Origin of the sequence: Yokenella regensburgei ATCC 49455, from assembly GCF_000735455.1 — a bacterium.
GTDB lineage: Bacteria > Pseudomonadota > Gammaproteobacteria > Enterobacterales > Enterobacteriaceae > Yokenella > Yokenella regensburgei.
Map to the genome: position 1 here is coordinate 44579 of NZ_JMPS01000073.1, position 15312 is coordinate 59890.

General features: G+C 52.8%; 16 protein-coding genes. 11 read left to right on the plus strand and 5 right to left on the minus strand.

Going from position 1 to position 15312, the window contains the following annotated elements; genetic code table 11:
* Positions 1-9: 9 nt before the first annotated feature.
* From GYRE_RS18810 to GYRE_RS18820, 3 genes are all read right to left on the minus strand, one after another.
* The gene (locus GYRE_RS18810; RefSeq protein ID WP_038257518.1) at positions 10-1086 is read right to left on the minus strand and encodes a C45 family autoproteolytic acyltransferase/hydrolase; all 1077 of its coding nucleotides are present in this window, start codon (positions 1084-1086) and stop codon (positions 10-12) included.
* Positions 1073-2794, minus strand: coding sequence for an amidohydrolase (locus GYRE_RS18815; RefSeq protein WP_006820021.1), 1722 nt, complete (start codon positions 2792-2794; stop codon positions 1073-1075). The genes GYRE_RS18810 and GYRE_RS18815 overlap by 14 nt, the downstream gene beginning before the upstream one ends.
* A 271-nt stretch (positions 2795-3065) precedes the next feature.
* On the minus strand, positions 3066-3887 hold the full coding sequence (locus GYRE_RS18820; protein ID WP_038257520.1) for an aminoglycoside phosphotransferase family protein: 822 nt from the start codon (positions 3885-3887) through the stop codon (positions 3066-3068).
* 96 nt (positions 3888-3983) lie between these two features.
* Between GYRE_RS18820 and GYRE_RS18825 the strand changes: the two genes are divergently transcribed.
* Together GYRE_RS18825 and tam are read left to right on the plus strand one after the other, a co-directional pair.
* A complete protein-coding gene (locus GYRE_RS18825; RefSeq protein WP_038257593.1) occupies positions 3984-4457 on the plus strand; it encodes an SRPBCC family protein in 474 nt (157 codons plus the stop codon).
* Positions 4458-4484: 27 nt separating this feature from the next.
* Positions 4485-5240, plus strand: coding sequence for a trans-aconitate 2-methyltransferase (gene tam, locus GYRE_RS18830; RefSeq protein ID WP_038257522.1), 756 nt, complete (start codon positions 4485-4487; stop codon positions 5238-5240).
* A 182-nt stretch (positions 5241-5422) separates the two neighbouring features.
* Here the strand turns inward: tam and GYRE_RS18835 are convergent, their stop codons facing one another.
* Complete coding sequence (locus GYRE_RS18835; RefSeq protein ID WP_038257524.1) at positions 5423-6337, minus strand: bestrophin family protein; 915 nt, start codon at positions 6335-6337, stop codon at positions 5423-5425.
* Positions 6338-6562: 225 nt separating this feature from the next.
* Here GYRE_RS18835 and GYRE_RS18840 point away from each other — a divergent pair, with 225 nt between their 5' ends.
* From GYRE_RS18840 to GYRE_RS18880, 9 genes are read left to right on the plus strand one after another with little or no spacing between them, the layout of a single operon-like run.
* Entirely contained in the window at positions 6563-7318 is a 756-nt protein-coding gene (locus tag GYRE_RS18840; RefSeq protein ID WP_244922347.1) for a GntR family transcriptional regulator, read from the plus strand.
* Positions 7315-7752 carry a PTS sugar transporter subunit IIA gene (locus tag GYRE_RS18845; RefSeq protein ID WP_038257528.1) on the plus strand — a complete coding sequence of 146 codons (438 nt, stop codon included), beginning with the start codon at positions 7315-7317 and terminating at the stop codon, positions 7750-7752. Before GYRE_RS18840 ends, GYRE_RS18845 begins: the two co-directional genes overlap by 4 nt.
* A gap of 3 nt (positions 7753-7755) precedes the next feature.
* Positions 7756-8538, plus strand: a complete 783-nt coding sequence (locus GYRE_RS18850) for a PTS mannose/fructose/sorbose/N-acetylgalactosamine transporter subunit IIC (RefSeq protein WP_006820013.1) — start codon at positions 7756-7758, stop codon at positions 8536-8538.
* Positions 8531-9310 carry a PTS system mannose/fructose/sorbose family transporter subunit IID gene (locus GYRE_RS18855; protein WP_038257530.1) on the plus strand — a complete coding sequence of 260 codons (780 nt, stop codon included), beginning with the start codon at positions 8531-8533 and terminating at the stop codon, positions 9308-9310. The genes GYRE_RS18850 and GYRE_RS18855 overlap by 8 nt, the downstream gene beginning before the upstream one ends.
* A gap of 27 nt (positions 9311-9337) precedes the next feature.
* A complete protein-coding gene (locus GYRE_RS18860) occupies positions 9338-9829 on the plus strand; it encodes a PTS sugar transporter subunit IIB (RefSeq protein ID WP_006820011.1) in 492 nt (163 codons plus the stop codon).
* 3 nt (positions 9830-9832) lie between these two features.
* Positions 9833-10537, plus strand: a complete 705-nt coding sequence (locus GYRE_RS18865; protein WP_038257532.1) for a sugar isomerase domain-containing protein — start codon at positions 9833-9835, stop codon at positions 10535-10537.
* Between the two features lie 9 nt (positions 10538-10546).
* Positions 10547-11713: a glycoside hydrolase family 88 protein gene (locus GYRE_RS18870; RefSeq protein ID WP_038257534.1), complete on the plus strand. Its 1167-nt coding sequence runs from the start codon at positions 10547-10549 to the stop codon at positions 11711-11713.
* Positions 11692-12468, plus strand: coding sequence for an SIS domain-containing protein (locus GYRE_RS18875; protein WP_245939517.1), 777 nt, complete (start codon positions 11692-11694; stop codon positions 12466-12468). Before GYRE_RS18870 ends, GYRE_RS18875 begins: the two co-directional genes overlap by 22 nt.
* 50 nt (positions 12469-12518) lie before the next feature.
* Positions 12519-13931 carry an OprD family outer membrane porin gene (locus GYRE_RS18880; RefSeq protein WP_006820007.1) on the plus strand — a complete coding sequence of 471 codons (1413 nt, stop codon included), beginning with the start codon at positions 12519-12521 and terminating at the stop codon, positions 13929-13931.
* A gap of 39 nt (positions 13932-13970) precedes the next feature.
* Here GYRE_RS18880 and punC read toward each other — a convergent pair whose 3' ends face one another.
* Positions 13971-15173 carry a purine nucleoside transporter PunC gene (gene punC / locus GYRE_RS18885; protein ID WP_038257538.1) on the minus strand — a complete coding sequence of 401 codons (1203 nt, stop codon included), beginning with the start codon at positions 15171-15173 and terminating at the stop codon, positions 13971-13973.
* Positions 15174-15312: the final 139 nt, after the last annotated feature.

A 15312-nucleotide genomic window follows, 5' to 3' on the forward strand; every position in this document is an offset into this window, starting at 1 on the left:
TGGCTCTCTTCAGAAATGGATGGATCCGTTGTCGGCGAAGTATTGCGGGTGACCGGCGGCGTATTCGAGCTCGCCGCTCCTGCAATCTATCGCGATGGTCAACAGCGTTTCCCAGCGTTCCGTATCGGGTAAAGACATATCCGGAATGAAGCAAATGGGCGCTTCACTTCCCGCCATGCCGCACATGGCGGCGGCTCTCTGCCGCGCAGGACGGTTCTCCATGCTGTGCTGCGTCGCCCGCACATGCGCCAGTCGCTCATAGGTGGTCGAGACATCCGGCGTCCGCTCGCCGGGTTCCAGCTCCGGGGCCAGGAAATGGTTGGTATGCAGCAGCCAGCTGTTCTGATTCGGTGGCACCACCGCCACGCGTGCCGGGCACATTTCAATGCTGGCGGCCCGCAGCGGTGCATCTTCGGCCGAAAACACGCTCAGCACCGTCGAGGCGCTGACGGCCGCGCTTCTGGCGATGTCGATGGCCTGCTGCACGCTGCTGGCCTCTTCGAGAATACGCCGGGCGATAGCATGCACCGGCACCCCGCCGCTGCCGTTGTCGCTTTCGTGATGCAGAATGTTGAAATGCAGGCCAATTCCGGCGCTATTCACGCCAATTTTCCCCAGGATGCCAAACTCGGTGAACAGTTTTACGTTAAATCCCGTGCGGGCGATAAACTGCAGCATCAGGCCGTGTGGCGTCAGGCTGTCGTGCCAGTCCCAGGTCTGAATGGTCTGCGGCGCGGCGCTACCCGCAGGCGCATAGATAGCAGTGGAACACTCGCCCTCCTGAGAGGCCGGCATGATGGCCATAATCTCGGTACGCGCATTGAGGCTCGCCAGCTGCCAGGTCGGCAACCCGGCACCAGCGGCAGTGGCAATCACTTCGCTTGCCAGGTGCGGACACCAGGCTTCAAGCGCCGATAGGCTGTCTTCCCCGATCCTTCTGACCTCTCTGGTATCGATACCGGTACGGGAGAAGAAATCCAGGTACAGCGCGGTGGTGTGCTGGATCTCCTTCGCCCAGCGCTCACCGATGGCTTTACCTAACGCATGGGCAGACTGCTGTTCACTTCTGAACTCATAAACTTTCATTTTTTGCTTCCTTATTATGTGGTTGTGGCGCGGTATAGACTTCCTGTCCCGCGAAGTAGGTTTTGATGACTTGGGTATCACGTAGGGCTTCGGGTGAAACGGTAAAAATATCGCGATCGAGGATCACCAGGTCCGCTTGTTTCCCTTTTTCCAGCGAGCCGATTTGCTTATCGAGACGCATCGCTTTGGCGGCATTAATGGTGTACGCCTGGAACAGGTCCATCCGATCCAGCTTTTCTGCAGGATCCAGCACACCTTCCGGCCCTTTGCGGGTCATCCCCTGATAGATGGCTTTCCACGGGCTTGGCGTGCTGACCGGCCAGTCGCTGGCGCCCGCAATCACCGCGCCATCGGCAATCATCGAGTGCACCGGGTACTGATTTTCAAAGGCGGTGGTGCTGACATAAGGTTTAAACAAATCGACAGAGTTGGGATCGGCCGCCGCCCAGAACAGCTGCATCACGGCAATCACCCCCAGCGACTTAAATCGCGGGAAATCTTGTGGGTTGACGGTCTGCATATGGGTAATAGAGTGTGGGATCTGGCTGTCGCCCGCTTTTCGGGCTTCTTCTATGCCGTCGAGCGACGCGCGTACCGCCCGGTCACCAATCGCGTGAATATGTACCAGCCAGCCGCGCTTATCCGCCGCCGTCACCAGCTTGCCGAAGGTTGCCGGATCCAGCAGCAGTTCACCGTATTTACCGGTATTACGATACGGCTCCAGCATCGCGGCCGTTTGCGCCGGGTATTCCGCCACCCCGTCGGCAAACACTTTGATACCCGGAATTGTTAAATTCGGGACATTCAGATAACGCTGGCGGACTTTATCCAGCTCGTCGAGATCGCGCGGGGTCGCTTTTGATGGGGCGAGCATCAATGCCGCCACGTGAGCGGTCAGTTCGCCTTTTTCCGCCAGCGCCTGATAAATTGGCAAGACGCCCACCGACGCGTTGGTGAACTTCACTCCCGGTGCATCGTTAGCAATAGGATCCATCCAGCCGGTGACGCCAAGTCGGTGATATTCACTGAGGGCTTCCCGGGCACCCTTCAACAGTTTTTGCTGACTGTACGGTGGCAGGCGCTCCATCAGGCTGTACAGCCCGGCATCGGCCAGAAAACCGTTCGGCGTCCCGTCCTGGTGATGCCCAATGGTGTTGACGGCCTCGCCCTTCAGCGCTTTAACCTGCTCCGCCGTTACGCCATAGCGCTTCAGCAGCGTGTTATTCGCCCAGCCGGTATGCTGATCCCAGGCGACGAAAATGATGGGGCGGTCTTTCCACTCCCCCTGGTTAAAATGCTTATCAAGCTCATCGAGGTGACTCCAGTACGAAGAAGGAAAGCCGTTAACCAGCAGAATGTCTCCACGCCGGGCTTTACCGCTTTTATCCCCCTCCCGCATCATGCTTTCCAGCGTAGCAATGCTTACCATCTGGCTGTCGATATCGGTAGAAAGCAGCTGTAACCCGCCGCGAATGGCATGCGAGTGCGCATCCAGAAGCCCCGGCATCATCACTTTTCCCTGTAAATCCACCACCCGGGTGCCGGGCTGTTTTAGCCGCAGAATATCCTTATCATCGCCCACGGCGAGGATCTTGCCGTTTTCAATAGCGATGGCTTCCTGCAGGGATTGTTTATCCTCAGCGGTATAAATTTTGCCACTGTGGAAAATGAGGTCGGCGCTGGAGAGCGCGGGTAAAGATGAGGTCATGCAACATACTGAAAGTACACAAGGAAAGAGAAAACGCATGGGCTAGAGTTCCTGGTTGGCGGGAATGCGATTTCCTTAATCTAGCGCATGTTAAAAAAAACACACGGGCGTTCAATTTTTTGATCATTTAATGTGAGTTTTTTGTGAACGATTTAGTGCGTTGATTTTTAAAGATAAAAAGTGAGGTTTTTTCAGAAGGTTTAGCAGCGGTGAAATATTGGTTCTTTGATAGCTTTCACAAATCATCGTGCAAAAAGAAGGGAAAACCGAGTTATGACGACATTTGCGCTAGTTTTTCGGCAGCGTTTGTGGCAACGCGCAGGCGCGCGGTAGCACTCCGCGTTTCACCATCCTCAAGAAACCAGACGGCGGAAAGACCACTCCAGGCGATAATCCACTGCAACAACCGGGAAGGTTCCAGTCGGGCCTGTTTTGCCACCAGCATGACCTGAGACGCGAGTCTTTCTGCTGAGCCAGACAGCACATCAGAGGGATTACAGAACAGATTAGCGTAGTCAAAACCGCGTTCGCCAAAGAGCCCTTTGGGGTCGATAGCAAGCCAACCCCGCTCACTAAAATCGAGAATATTGCCGTGGTGAATATCACCGTGCAGTGCGATTTCCTCTTCCGGGTTTTGCAGGAGCTGTGCCGCGGTGCTCGCACAAAGCGCGAGTATACCGTGCTGGGGTGTCGCCAGTAACGCCTCAAACCAGACGTTTAGCGGAGTGAGTTCTGGGATTGCGCCAGGTCGACTATGGTGAAGTTGAGCGACCGTCTGGCAGATAATGACACTGGCCTGCGCATCCTGACCTTGTTCAACCATCGTGACAAGCGATCTCCCTCCGGTGGCGCGCTCGAGCAGAACCGCATTGTCAGCCAGTCTGAATACGCGTGCCGCGCCGTTGCCCTGCCACCCCTGAAGCAATCGTGATCCGATTATCTCCTCATCGGTATGCGCCACTTTCAACATCGCCTTCTCCCCGGCATAAATGACCGGTAAGAGCGAACTGGAGCGCGTGGCGATCGCCGCGCCATCAGTCGTGAGCTGCCAGCATTTCAGATAAGGGGTGAAGTCGAACGGTACCGGAGTCATTCTGAGATAATACCATGATGTGCCCTGCTTTTTGACTTTCCCCCATGCGCCACTAACAATTATTCAGGTACGTCTACTGAGGTAATAATGATGAGTATCATGCTGGATCCAGAAACCGATCTGAAACTTGAGTGTATTGTCGATGTGCCGCGCCAGCTGGTGTGGGAGTGCTGGACAACGCCGGAACATATAAAGCAGTTTTTTGTACCGCTACCGCATCGGGTCAAACATTGCGAAATCGACCTGCGCGTGGGGGGCCGCTTTAACACTCTGTTTGAGGTCGACGGCAACGAAATGGAAAATAATGGCGTCTGGCTTGAGGTGGTTGACGGTAAAAAACTCGTGTTTACTGATACCTATACTGAAGGCTGGAAACCGAACCCGGAGCCGTTCATGACGGCAATACTGCTGCTGGAAGATGCGGAAAACGGCACCACCCGCTATACCGCCATTGCCCGTCACCGCAGCGCTGAAGCGCGCAAACAGCACGAAGAAATGGGCTTTCACGAAGGCTGGGGAATTGTGGTGAAACAGCTTGAAGCCTATGCGCACAAATTAATGAAAAAGTGACATTGTCACTGAAAAAGGGAGTAAAAAATGGCTGACTGGGATCCTTCGCTCTATCTGCAGTTTGCGCAGGAACGTACCCGTCCGGCAGCAGAGTTGCTGGCACGCGTGGCGAAAACCGAGGTGAATTATGTTGCGGATTTGGGCTGCGGCCCCGGCAACAGTACGGAACTCCTCCACCGCCGCTGGCCGCATGCCCGCATTACCGGCGTCGACAACTCTCCGGCGATGCTGGAGAAAGCCCGCCATGCTCTGCCAGACTGCGATTTCGTGGAGTCGGATATTTCAAACTTCGTCCCCGAACAACCTCTTGATGTGCTGTACGCCAATGCTTCGCTGCAGTGGGTAACCGATCACCACGCACTACTACCGAAGCTGGTGGCTCATCTGGCGGTGGACGGGGTTCTGGCGATACAAATGCCCGACAACTGGCAGGAGCCGTCGCACACATTGATGCGCGAGGTCGCGAAAACGCTGGAGCTTGCGGAAAGTGGCAGGCAGGCGTTGCCGGATGTTCTAAGCTACTACGATATTCTGAGCAATGCGGGATGTGAAGTGGATATCTGGCGGACGACTTATTTCCACCCGATGGCATCACACGAAGCCATCATCGACTGGCTCAGCGCCACCGGCCTTCGCCCTTACCTGCAACATCTCGACGATGCCGGGCAGCAGGCATTTTTATCACGCTATCTGAAGCGGCTGCAGGAAACCTACCCACGCCAGCAAAACGGCACCGTCCTGCTGGCGTTTCCTCGTCTGTTTATGGTTGCCAGACGGGTTTAGGGTAACCAGCGCATCAGGGATAAGTCCCAGGCCGTCGCCACCAGGGAAATGAACAGCACCAGGGTGATGACGGTCTCCACTCTTTGTTCACGTCTTTCCATCTCGCTCCTCCTTCTGGTTCTCTGTGCCATTAGACCCGGAAAATCTTAACAATAACTTAATCCTGGTCTGAAAGACGCGCATCAGGTCAGTTGGTAGTGTTTGTCCGGCATCATTTTAGCAGGTACCGGCGTCTGGTCGTTCATTTGCAGCAGATCTATCTCAATCGCGTTGCAGATCGAGTCCAGCGGCAGGTCGTTGTTTTCTGTGCCAAAAGGTTCTTCTAACTCCTCTGCCAGCGCATCCAGTGAAATAAAAGTGTACGAGATAAGCACCGAGACAAACGGCGTCATATAGTGCAGATCGCTCACCAGCGCGAACGGCAGCATGATGCAAAACAGGTACACCGTGCGGTGCAGGATAAGCGTGTAAGCAAACGGGATCGGCGTGTTGGCAATCCGCTCGCAGCCCGCCAGCACCACTGACATATCGTTCAGACGGTTATTCAGGCTGTGAAACAGAATATCGGAAAGCTGTCCGTTCGCGCGACGCTCAGCCAGCCAGTTTCCCATCAATAGCAGAATACGGTTTGCCGGTGAATGGGCGGTAACGACCTGAGCCAGATCCTTTTCCGAAAGGTATCGGGCAAGAATTGCCGACTGCGGTAAGCGTCGTAGGGTAAGGCGCAGACTGTGGGCAAAAGCAATTTGCAGATGAACAAAATCGGCCATTGCCTTCTCTTCCGGCAGAGTGTTTTTCACCTCGCGTAGCAGCGAGCGGGAGGCAATCATCAGCTGCCCCCAAAGCTGGCGTGCTTCTACATAGCGCGAATAACAGGCGTTATTACGAAAACCAAGGAAGATGGCGATCGCGACCCCGAGGATGCTGAACGGCGCGAGGGTGAATTTGATACCCAGGGTAGAAAACCAGGGCAGCATCCAGATAACGCTGACAGAGAGTGCGAAGTTAAGTAGCAGCCGGGAGAAGACTTTCGACAGCACAGAGCCGTGCCAGACAAAGATTTGCGACAGCCAGTGCTGATGCGGGCGAAGAATCATGATCTTTTTCAATAAGGTTGGAGACATGTAAATTAAACGTGAATGCGCTCACACTTTCAAGTTACATGACAGAATTTTCCCGCCCTTCTCCTCTTCTCACTCCTCTCTGAACTGCGAAGCACATCACAATCCAGGAAACAACTTAACAGGTTAACCGGTTAAGTTGCGTTGGGCGGTTGATCGTGCAATCTGGTACGGGTATCGTAAGCCTACGAAATAAAATAAATGCAAACAGAAACTGGCGAAACAATGAAAGCAACGGCACAGTCAACAAAATACCAGGTGATAAAGGCAGCTCTGTTAGATGAAATAAGGAACGGTACCTTTAAACCAGGTGAAAAGTTCTACAGTGAATCGGAATTAAAAGAACGTTACTCCGTCAGTTCCGCCACGGTTATTCGTGCTATTCACGAAATGGTTAATGAAGGTTATCTGATTCGTTATCAGGGCAAAGGCACTTTTGTGTCGAAAGCCAAACGTAATGAGAGCATTATTTTTTCTGAATCAGATAACGATTTAAAAGGCATGCAGTCTGTTAAAGTTATCGCCTGTGAACTGGAAAACGATCTGAGTATTAAAGAAAAACTCGGATTAAATGATGACGAAAGATATTATCGTATTGCCCGGTTGAAGTTTGACAGTAACAAACCTTATGCATTACAGATTTCACATATTCCGGCCCGCTATTTCGCCAGTAAATTAACGGTCAAGAATTCGGCACTCAGCTCTATCTATGAGGCCTTTAAGGTTAACAATGGTCTGGATATGTACACCATGCCCTATCGACAGACCATCTGCGCCCTGACCGATGCTGCGCCAGAGGTACTGCAGCACCTTGAGCTCGCGGATCATCAGCCCGTTATCATGATGAAGCGCTATACCCACGACGAGCAAGGCCAGGTGATTGAATATATTGAGACCTGGAAACGGTTAGAATCATTTTATATTGAAATAAGAACACCAGATAAGGGGGCAGGATGAACCAATTATTATTAATCTCTCATGGGGGTTTCGCCAGCGGTGCCAGACAGGCCACAGAATTGATTCTCGGCGCACAGCCTAACCTCCATGTAGTTGAACTGGATGGTGAGAAAGGCATAACCGTATTTAAACAGGAACTTCGCGATAAAATTACCGCCCTCAGCACAGCAGAATCAAACATTATTATTCTTTCTGATTTAAAAAGCGGTTCGCCGTATAACTCCGCAATGGAGATTATTGTCAGCAACAACCTGTGGGATAATATCACCCTGCTCTCTGGGATGAATTTGAACTTAATTCTCGAAATAGCGATGGCGATTGATGAAAATCATACTCCTGCCTCGCTGAATGAAATAATAGCAACAGCGCGTGATGGTATTTACCATTTACAGCAAGCAGCGCTTGCCGCGCAAACAGATGACGGAGACGAGTAAAAAATGGAGCACATTGCGGTCTGGCAGATAGCGTTACTGACGCTCTATTCAGGGCTGGCGATATATGACGGCAACAACACGACGCTTGGGCTGGTGAAACCGAGCATGGCGGGCTTCTTTGCCGGGCTGATTATGGGTGACATGACCACCGGCCTTATTGTTGGCGGCACCCTGAACCTGCTGGTGCTGGGCGTGGGTAACTTCGGCGGCGCATCGATTCCGGACTACATGACCGGCGCGGTGCTGGGAACCACCTTTGCCATCATCAGCGGCCAGGGCGCAGCGTTCGGTGCCACCATTGCCGTACCGATTGGGCTCTTAATGGTGCAACTGGATATCCTCGCGCGCTTTACCAACACCTTTATTCATCATAAGGCCGATAAGCTGATTGAAGACGGTCAGGTGAAGGCGGCAGCAAGAATGAACCTGCTGGGCCAGGTGCCGATCTCGCTCTCGCGGATGTTGCCGGTGCTGTTAGCGCTGATCCTCGGGGCAACCTTCGTTAATGACGTCGTGACCTGGATCCCCGCTTCCATCATGAACGGTCTGAAAGTCGCTGGCGGCGTACTGCCTGCATTGGGTATCGCCATCCTGCTGCGTTATTTACCGATTAAGAAGAACATCTCATTCCTGATTCTGGGCTTCTTTCTGTCGGCCTATCTGAAAGTGCCGGTGCTGGGTGCCGCACTGCTGGGACTGGCGATTGCGCTTTACGTCTTCAACTCAGAAAAACAGGCAACGCAAACCACCGAGTCCCCGGCAAATGGAGCAATGGGCGATGAATAAAGTACTAAAACGCGTGTTCTGGCGCTGGTTCCTGTTCGGCCAGTCCGGCTGGAACTACGAAAAAATGCAGGGTCTTGGCTATCTGTACAGCATCTACCCGTTCCTTCAGAAGAAATACACCCGGCCTGAAGAGCAGAAGGAGGCGGCTAAGGTACACAGCCAGTTCTTTAACACCAACAACACCATGGCGCCTGGGATCCTCGGGGTAAATATCGCCCTGGAAGAGCAGACCGGGCTTGCGGGTAAAGATGCCGTTGCCGGGATCAAAACCGGTCTGATGGGGCCGCTGGCGGGCATCGGAGATACGTTGTTCTTCGTTATCCCGACCACCATTATCGGTTCCGTTGCGTCATACCTCGCGCTGCAGGGCAACCCGGTGGGGCTTATCCTCTGGCTGCTGTTCGCTCTGGTTCGCATGTTGTTTATGCGCTTTAGCATCAGTAAAGGGTATCAGGAAGGGGTCAACCTGCTGGGATCTTTGACCAACAGCCTCAACAAAATTACCCGTGCGGCCAACATTCTCGGACTGACGGTCATCGGGGCGCTTATTCCCTCGGTGGTGAAGGCAAATCTTAACTTCGAGTTCAGCTACGGCGAAGTGTCGCTCAAGCTGCAGAGCATTGCCGACCAGATTATGCCGGGGCTTATTCCACTGCTGGTTGTGTGGTTCACCTGGTGGCTACTGGGGCTCAAAAAGATGAACTCAACTCGCGTCATTTTCGTCCTGATTGCTTTAGGTATCGTTGGCTACAACCTGAATATTCTCGGTTAAGCAACACATTGATTTAAGGAAGTTATTATGAAAGGTATTGTTCACATCCGCGTCGACGACCGACTGATCCACGGCCAGGTGGCGACCCGCTGGGTAAGCCATTTCAACGCCAACCGCATTATGGTGATTGACGACGCCGTTGCTGCAAACGATGTCGAAAAGATGCTGCTGCGCAGTGCGGCACCGGAAGGCTGCAACACCTCTATCCTCTCTTTTGAGAAAGCGAGCGCCAATATCCTCGCCGGGAACTACGACGGTCAGCGCGTGCTGATCCTGCTGAAAACGCCGGAGCTGGCGCTGAAGCTGATGAACTGCGGGGCTGCCCTCACCCAGCTCAATATCGGCAATATGTCCAACAAAGACGATCGTCGCCAGATTAAGCGTTCGGTAAGCGTTAACGATGCTGAAATTGCTGCCATCAACGCGTTGCTGGAAAAAGGCGTGGCGGTCACGGCACAGATGACCCCGGAAGAACCAAACGCCTGTATCACCACGTTTTTAAAAGCCGATAAGGGATAAGGAATGTCACCACATCAGCAGCAGTATTATCAGCATGTATTAGCGACGCTGGATCAGGTATTTCTTACTCAGAGTGCTGAAGTTGAGCAAGCGGCGGCGCTGTTTGCCGAGTGCGTCAAAGCCAACGGCATTATTCACGGTTTTGGCTCCGGCCATTCGTTTGCCGCGGCGGTCGAGCTGGCCGGTCGTGCGGGTGGCCTGGTCAACACGAAAGCCATCGACCAGTTCTATGGGCCAACCGGCTGGTTTGATTCGCTCAAAGGGATTGGCGATATCTTTTCCGGGCTGCTGGATCTGCGCGAGGCAGACTGCTTTGTGATTATCTCCAACTCCGGCACCAAGCCGCTGCACGTTGAGCTGGCACGCAAGGTAAAAGAGATGGGACTGAAGCTGGTTGTTATCACCCGCTACAGCGGAGAGTCGGCATCAACGAGCGAGAGCATTCGCGACTATGCCGACGTCATTCTTGATAACGGCTGTCCGGACGGTGACTGCACGCTGAGTATGGATAACGGCAACATCATGACCGGCCCGGTGTCCTCGCTTTCTGCGGCCTTCATCATCAATAACGTAGTGATCCGCTGCATCGAGATGCTGCTGGAACAAGGTATCGCGCCGCCGGTGATGCGCAGCATCAATCTGTCCGGTGGCAAAGAATACAACGATGCGCTGATGAGCCAGTACAAAGAGCGCGTGTTTACGCTGTAGGGGAAAAACATGAAAGAGACTCTGTCGAATCGCCTCGCGCCGCTGCCTTTTCCTGCTATCACGCCCGACGACTGTCGGGATGCGCTGGCGGCATGTGTGCAGCGCATCACGCGCAATATGGGCCTGTATGGCGAGAAATTCCCCTCCGCCTGCACGCACAACAATCGCTATCTCCTGAAAGAGAATAACGACTGGACCAACGGTTTCTGGACCGGAATGCAGGCCATGGCCTGGGAGTTCAGCGGCGATACGCCATACCTGGACGGCGTTGAACGTAACGTCGCCAGTTTTAAAGCGCGCCTGGCGGCACACCATGTCCTTGACCATCACGATATCGGCTTCCTTTATAGCCTGTCGGCGGTCGCGCACTGGAAACTGACGGAGCGCGACGAGTTAACCCCGCTTATCGTGGCGGCGGCCGATCTGCTGGTGAACCGTTTTCACGACAGCGCCGGTTTTATCCAGGCCTGGGGAACGCTGAATGACCCGCAGGAGTACCGGCTGATTATCGATTCACTGATTAACCTTCCCCTGCTCCACGTGGCGGCGAAGATCAGCGGTGAGTCGCGTTATCGAATCGTTGCTGAACGCCACTATGCAGCGGTCATCAACAACATTTTTCGTGCAGACGGCTCCACTTTCCATACCTTCTATTTTGACCCGAAAAGCGGTGCGCCTTCACACGGGAAAACCTTCCAGGGGTACAACGATAACTCCTGCTGGGCGCGCGGTCAGGCGTGGGCCATTCTCGGGATCCCACTTCACTGGTCTGCCACCGGGGAAACCGACCACTACGAGCGCTGGCAGCAGGCCTGCGAGTACTTCTTCCGCTACCTGCCGGAGGACGGTGTTCCGGCCTGGGATCTGCTGCTTGCCGATGATCCGGCGGCGCCAAAAGACAGCTCCGCGCTGGCTATTGCCGTGTGCGGCCTGCTCGAAGCGCACAAGCACTTCCCGGATGCCGGGTACGAGAAACTGGCGCGTCAGCTTCTGCAGGCATTAATGCGCGGCGCTTCTGCCCGCGATGACGACGCCTGCGAAGGCTTACTTAAACACGGTGTTTACGCGTATGCCCTTGGTAAAGGCATCGATGAATGTAATCTCTGGGGGGATTACTTCTATATGGAAGCGTTATACCGAATCTACCAACCGCAATGGTCAGGATACTGGTTATGACAATGATTCAAAGTTATTTAAATATCGTCCAGAAGAAACTTAACGACATTACCCAACAGCAAAGCCATAAAATCACCTCCGCCGCCGGGGAACTGGCAAAGGTCATTAACCAGGGTGGCGTGGTTTATATTTTTGGCTGTGGTCACTCACATATTTTCGCTGAAGATATGTTTTATCGTGCCGGCGGCATCGCTCCAGTCCGGCCGATATTTATCGAGCCTTTAATGCTACATGAAGGTGCGGCAGCTTCATCGCATTATGAAAAGCAAAATGACTATATCGCTGAGCATCTGGAGAAGTTCGCGATAACCAGTAAAGATGCATTAATCGTTATTTCAACTTCCGGGATCAATCCCGCGCCGGTGGATGCGGCATTATGGGCAAAACAGCACGGGGCATTTACCCTGGCGCTGACCAGCTTCCTGTATGCCGAGACCCAGCCGTCGAAGCACAAGGCTGGTCTCAAGCTGCGCGACTGCGCCGATATCGCGATAGATAACCAGGTGCCCATCGGTGATGCGGTGCTGTCGCTTGCGGATCATGCCACGCCGTTTGCGCCAGTCTCCTCGATGACCGGGCTCTTTATTATGCACAGCCTGTTTGCAGAAATCATCGCGAAGCTGGGGCGTGATAATAAATGTCTGCCGGTGTTTTTGAGCGGTAACATTGCTAATTCGGCGCAACATAATGAATATCTCCTGGAGAAATATGGCACGCAAATACCGGAGCTAATAAATAACAATAATTTTAAATAAGTAGTACGTCCCCTCGCCCTACAATACAGGGTTTTATAAGATATATAATAATGACAAGTCATAAACTCAGAGTTTCTCTGTGTGCACCGCTGTTGCTTTTTATTGCCCCAAATGCCTTTGCGGAAGAAGAAACGGATTATGAAGCGCCTTCGCAGTTTGAGAAAGCGTTTTATGATGAAGGCAAATTAAACCTCAATACCTCGTTATACATTCGTCATCGTGCAGTCAAAGATCCTACTACCGGTAAATACGGATTGGGTCCGGCCGGGATCCAGAACCAGACCGGTAACGTGGCGATTAGCTATATTTCTGGCTATTACAAAGACGTCATTGGTTTTGATTTCTGGGGCAACGCCAACATCAAGCTCGGGCATACCGTCGGTCAGTCGGAGATCCTGTACTACGACTACGAATGTGGCCAGCCAGGCAAGTTCAGCCCGTGCGAGAAGTCCTACATGAGCGTGTCGGTTGCCGCACTCAAGCTCAATCTTGGTGATGCAGGTACCAACTTCAAGCTGGCGGCGGGTTATACCCCCATCAACTCCGGTACCGTTAAAAGCAGTTGGGGTCTCAACCCCCACGCTTTCCGTGGGTTTGACAGCGCCCTGACCCTCGACAAACTGCGGCTAACCTACGCCTGGGCCGACCGCTTCAAGAACGACTGGAGCCGTGATTTTAAACCGATGACCACGGCCTGGCACCAGAACAACGCCGCCGGGCTTGATGACAACGGCAAAACTATTAAAGCCGGTGAAATCATCGATTACATTCACACGGTGGGTGCGGTCTATAACTTCGGCAATACCGTTCTCGACGTGGGCTACGGCGAAGGTAAAGGCTATCGTCGCAACTGGCAGGCGCTGGTCGAACGGAACGATACTTTGACCAAAGATGTCTCCCTGCAAAGTAAGCTCTTCTATCAGGGCGCGCGCTACATCGAAGATCTGTCGAAGATTAAAGATCCTTCAACGGAATACTACGTCGGGGTCGGTTTTAACCTGAGCCACAACAACACCGTGTGGTCGCTCGGCTACAGTCAGAACTACGCCCCCAACACCGGGGATTACAACTTCCGCTTAACCCCGTGGGCGAACTCCGATAAGCGTGATTATCAACCAACGCTGTCACAGCTGGAAGACTTTAACGTCTCCGGCGCCCACGCGGTTCGTTTTGGCGTGAGCTACAACTTTGCTGATTTCAATCTACCGGAGCTCACCCTGGGCGGAGCCGGAACCTACGGCTGGCACGTAGTGACCGATGTCAGTAAAACCGGTTCGGCGAGAAAGTACGACGGTAGTATGGTGTCGTTCGATCTTTCCGCCCGCTACCTGGTGGCAGACGGCATGGCAAAAGGACTCTCCTTTACCCTACTCCCGGCGCTCTTCCGGGCAACGGACAGCAACTATAAAACCGATCGTAACGACGTGAAGTTTATCGTCGGTTACAGCATCAGTATCTTTTAAGCCCAGCGCCCCTTGCCGGACAGCGAGGGGCAGAAAAAATCAGGCCACCAGTTTATCTTCACTGGTGGCGCATTTTTTTCCGCGATGCGCCACGTAATACCCCAGCAGTTTCATCGGTACCATGCAAAGCATCATCGATGTCGTCCCGATAAGCGGGTTTTGTACCAGCACAGAAACCAGCAGCGTGGCGATGAAACAACCTGTCAGCTGAATAGCATTAAACAGCGCCGAAGCCTTTCCGGTGTTGTTCGGGAAGATAGCCAGCGCATTCGCTACCACCAGTGGGAAGATAGCGGCATTCGCCATCGCCATCAGACTGAAAACGCCCAGCAGCATAGACAGCGCAGGGTTCCCCACTACCGCAATGCCAAACAGAGCCACCAGAGATACACAGAATAAAACCACAAAGGCGGTTAATACGGTTTTCTTATCAAAATAGTTCACCAGAATTCGGCAACCGTAACCTCCGATCAAAAAGGCAATGGTCTGTGGCAGAAAACTTAAACCGATAACATCGGCACCGTAACCCATTTTCGTCAGAATAAACGGCGAGCCACCCAGCCAACAGAAGAATGCGGCGGAAGACGACGAGTACATCATGACGTTACCAATAAAGACGCGTGATCTTAAAATATCAGCCAGCGGCAGCTTAATTCTGCGGGCATTACTTTTAGCACTTTGTTTGTTTTTATTTTTCAGTAACGCGGTGAAAACAATTAATGCAAACGTAATGGCAGTCAGTACCAGGAAAATAGCTCGCCACGGATAATGTCCTATTAACCATGCACCAATAATCGGCGCCAGTGCCGGAGATAATGCAACCAGTGGCATCACCACGGCAAACACCTTATGAGCGTTCTCAGAACCATAGCGGTCGACAACCAGTGCCTGCCAGATGACGGCGGTAGCGCATACCCCGAGAGCCTGCAGGAAGCGGCAGAACAGCAGCCCGGCGGCACCGTCGACGAACAGTACACCGATACAGCCGACAATAAACACCAGCAGCCCCATCAGTAATGCTCTACGGCGACCTAAATTATCGGAAAGCTCCCCCCATATTAACTGCCCAAGTGCAAAACCACCGAGATAGATACTTAAACTACCGCTAATAACAGAAGCTGAAGTATTTAAATCATCCTGCATGATTGAAAATGCGGGTAAATACATATCTGTTGCCAGGTAGCCCAACATACTCAAGCCACTCAGGTACAGAATAAAGAATGGATTCTTGTTTTTTATCATTATGAAAACTCCAGACCAATGATGAAGGACTGAAATATAACACGAGGCGAATTGATTTCAAGTAAAACCCTATGTAATAACGGCTGGTAAATAATCACCACGCCGTTATTATCCCCACAGGGTTATTATTTATATTTTA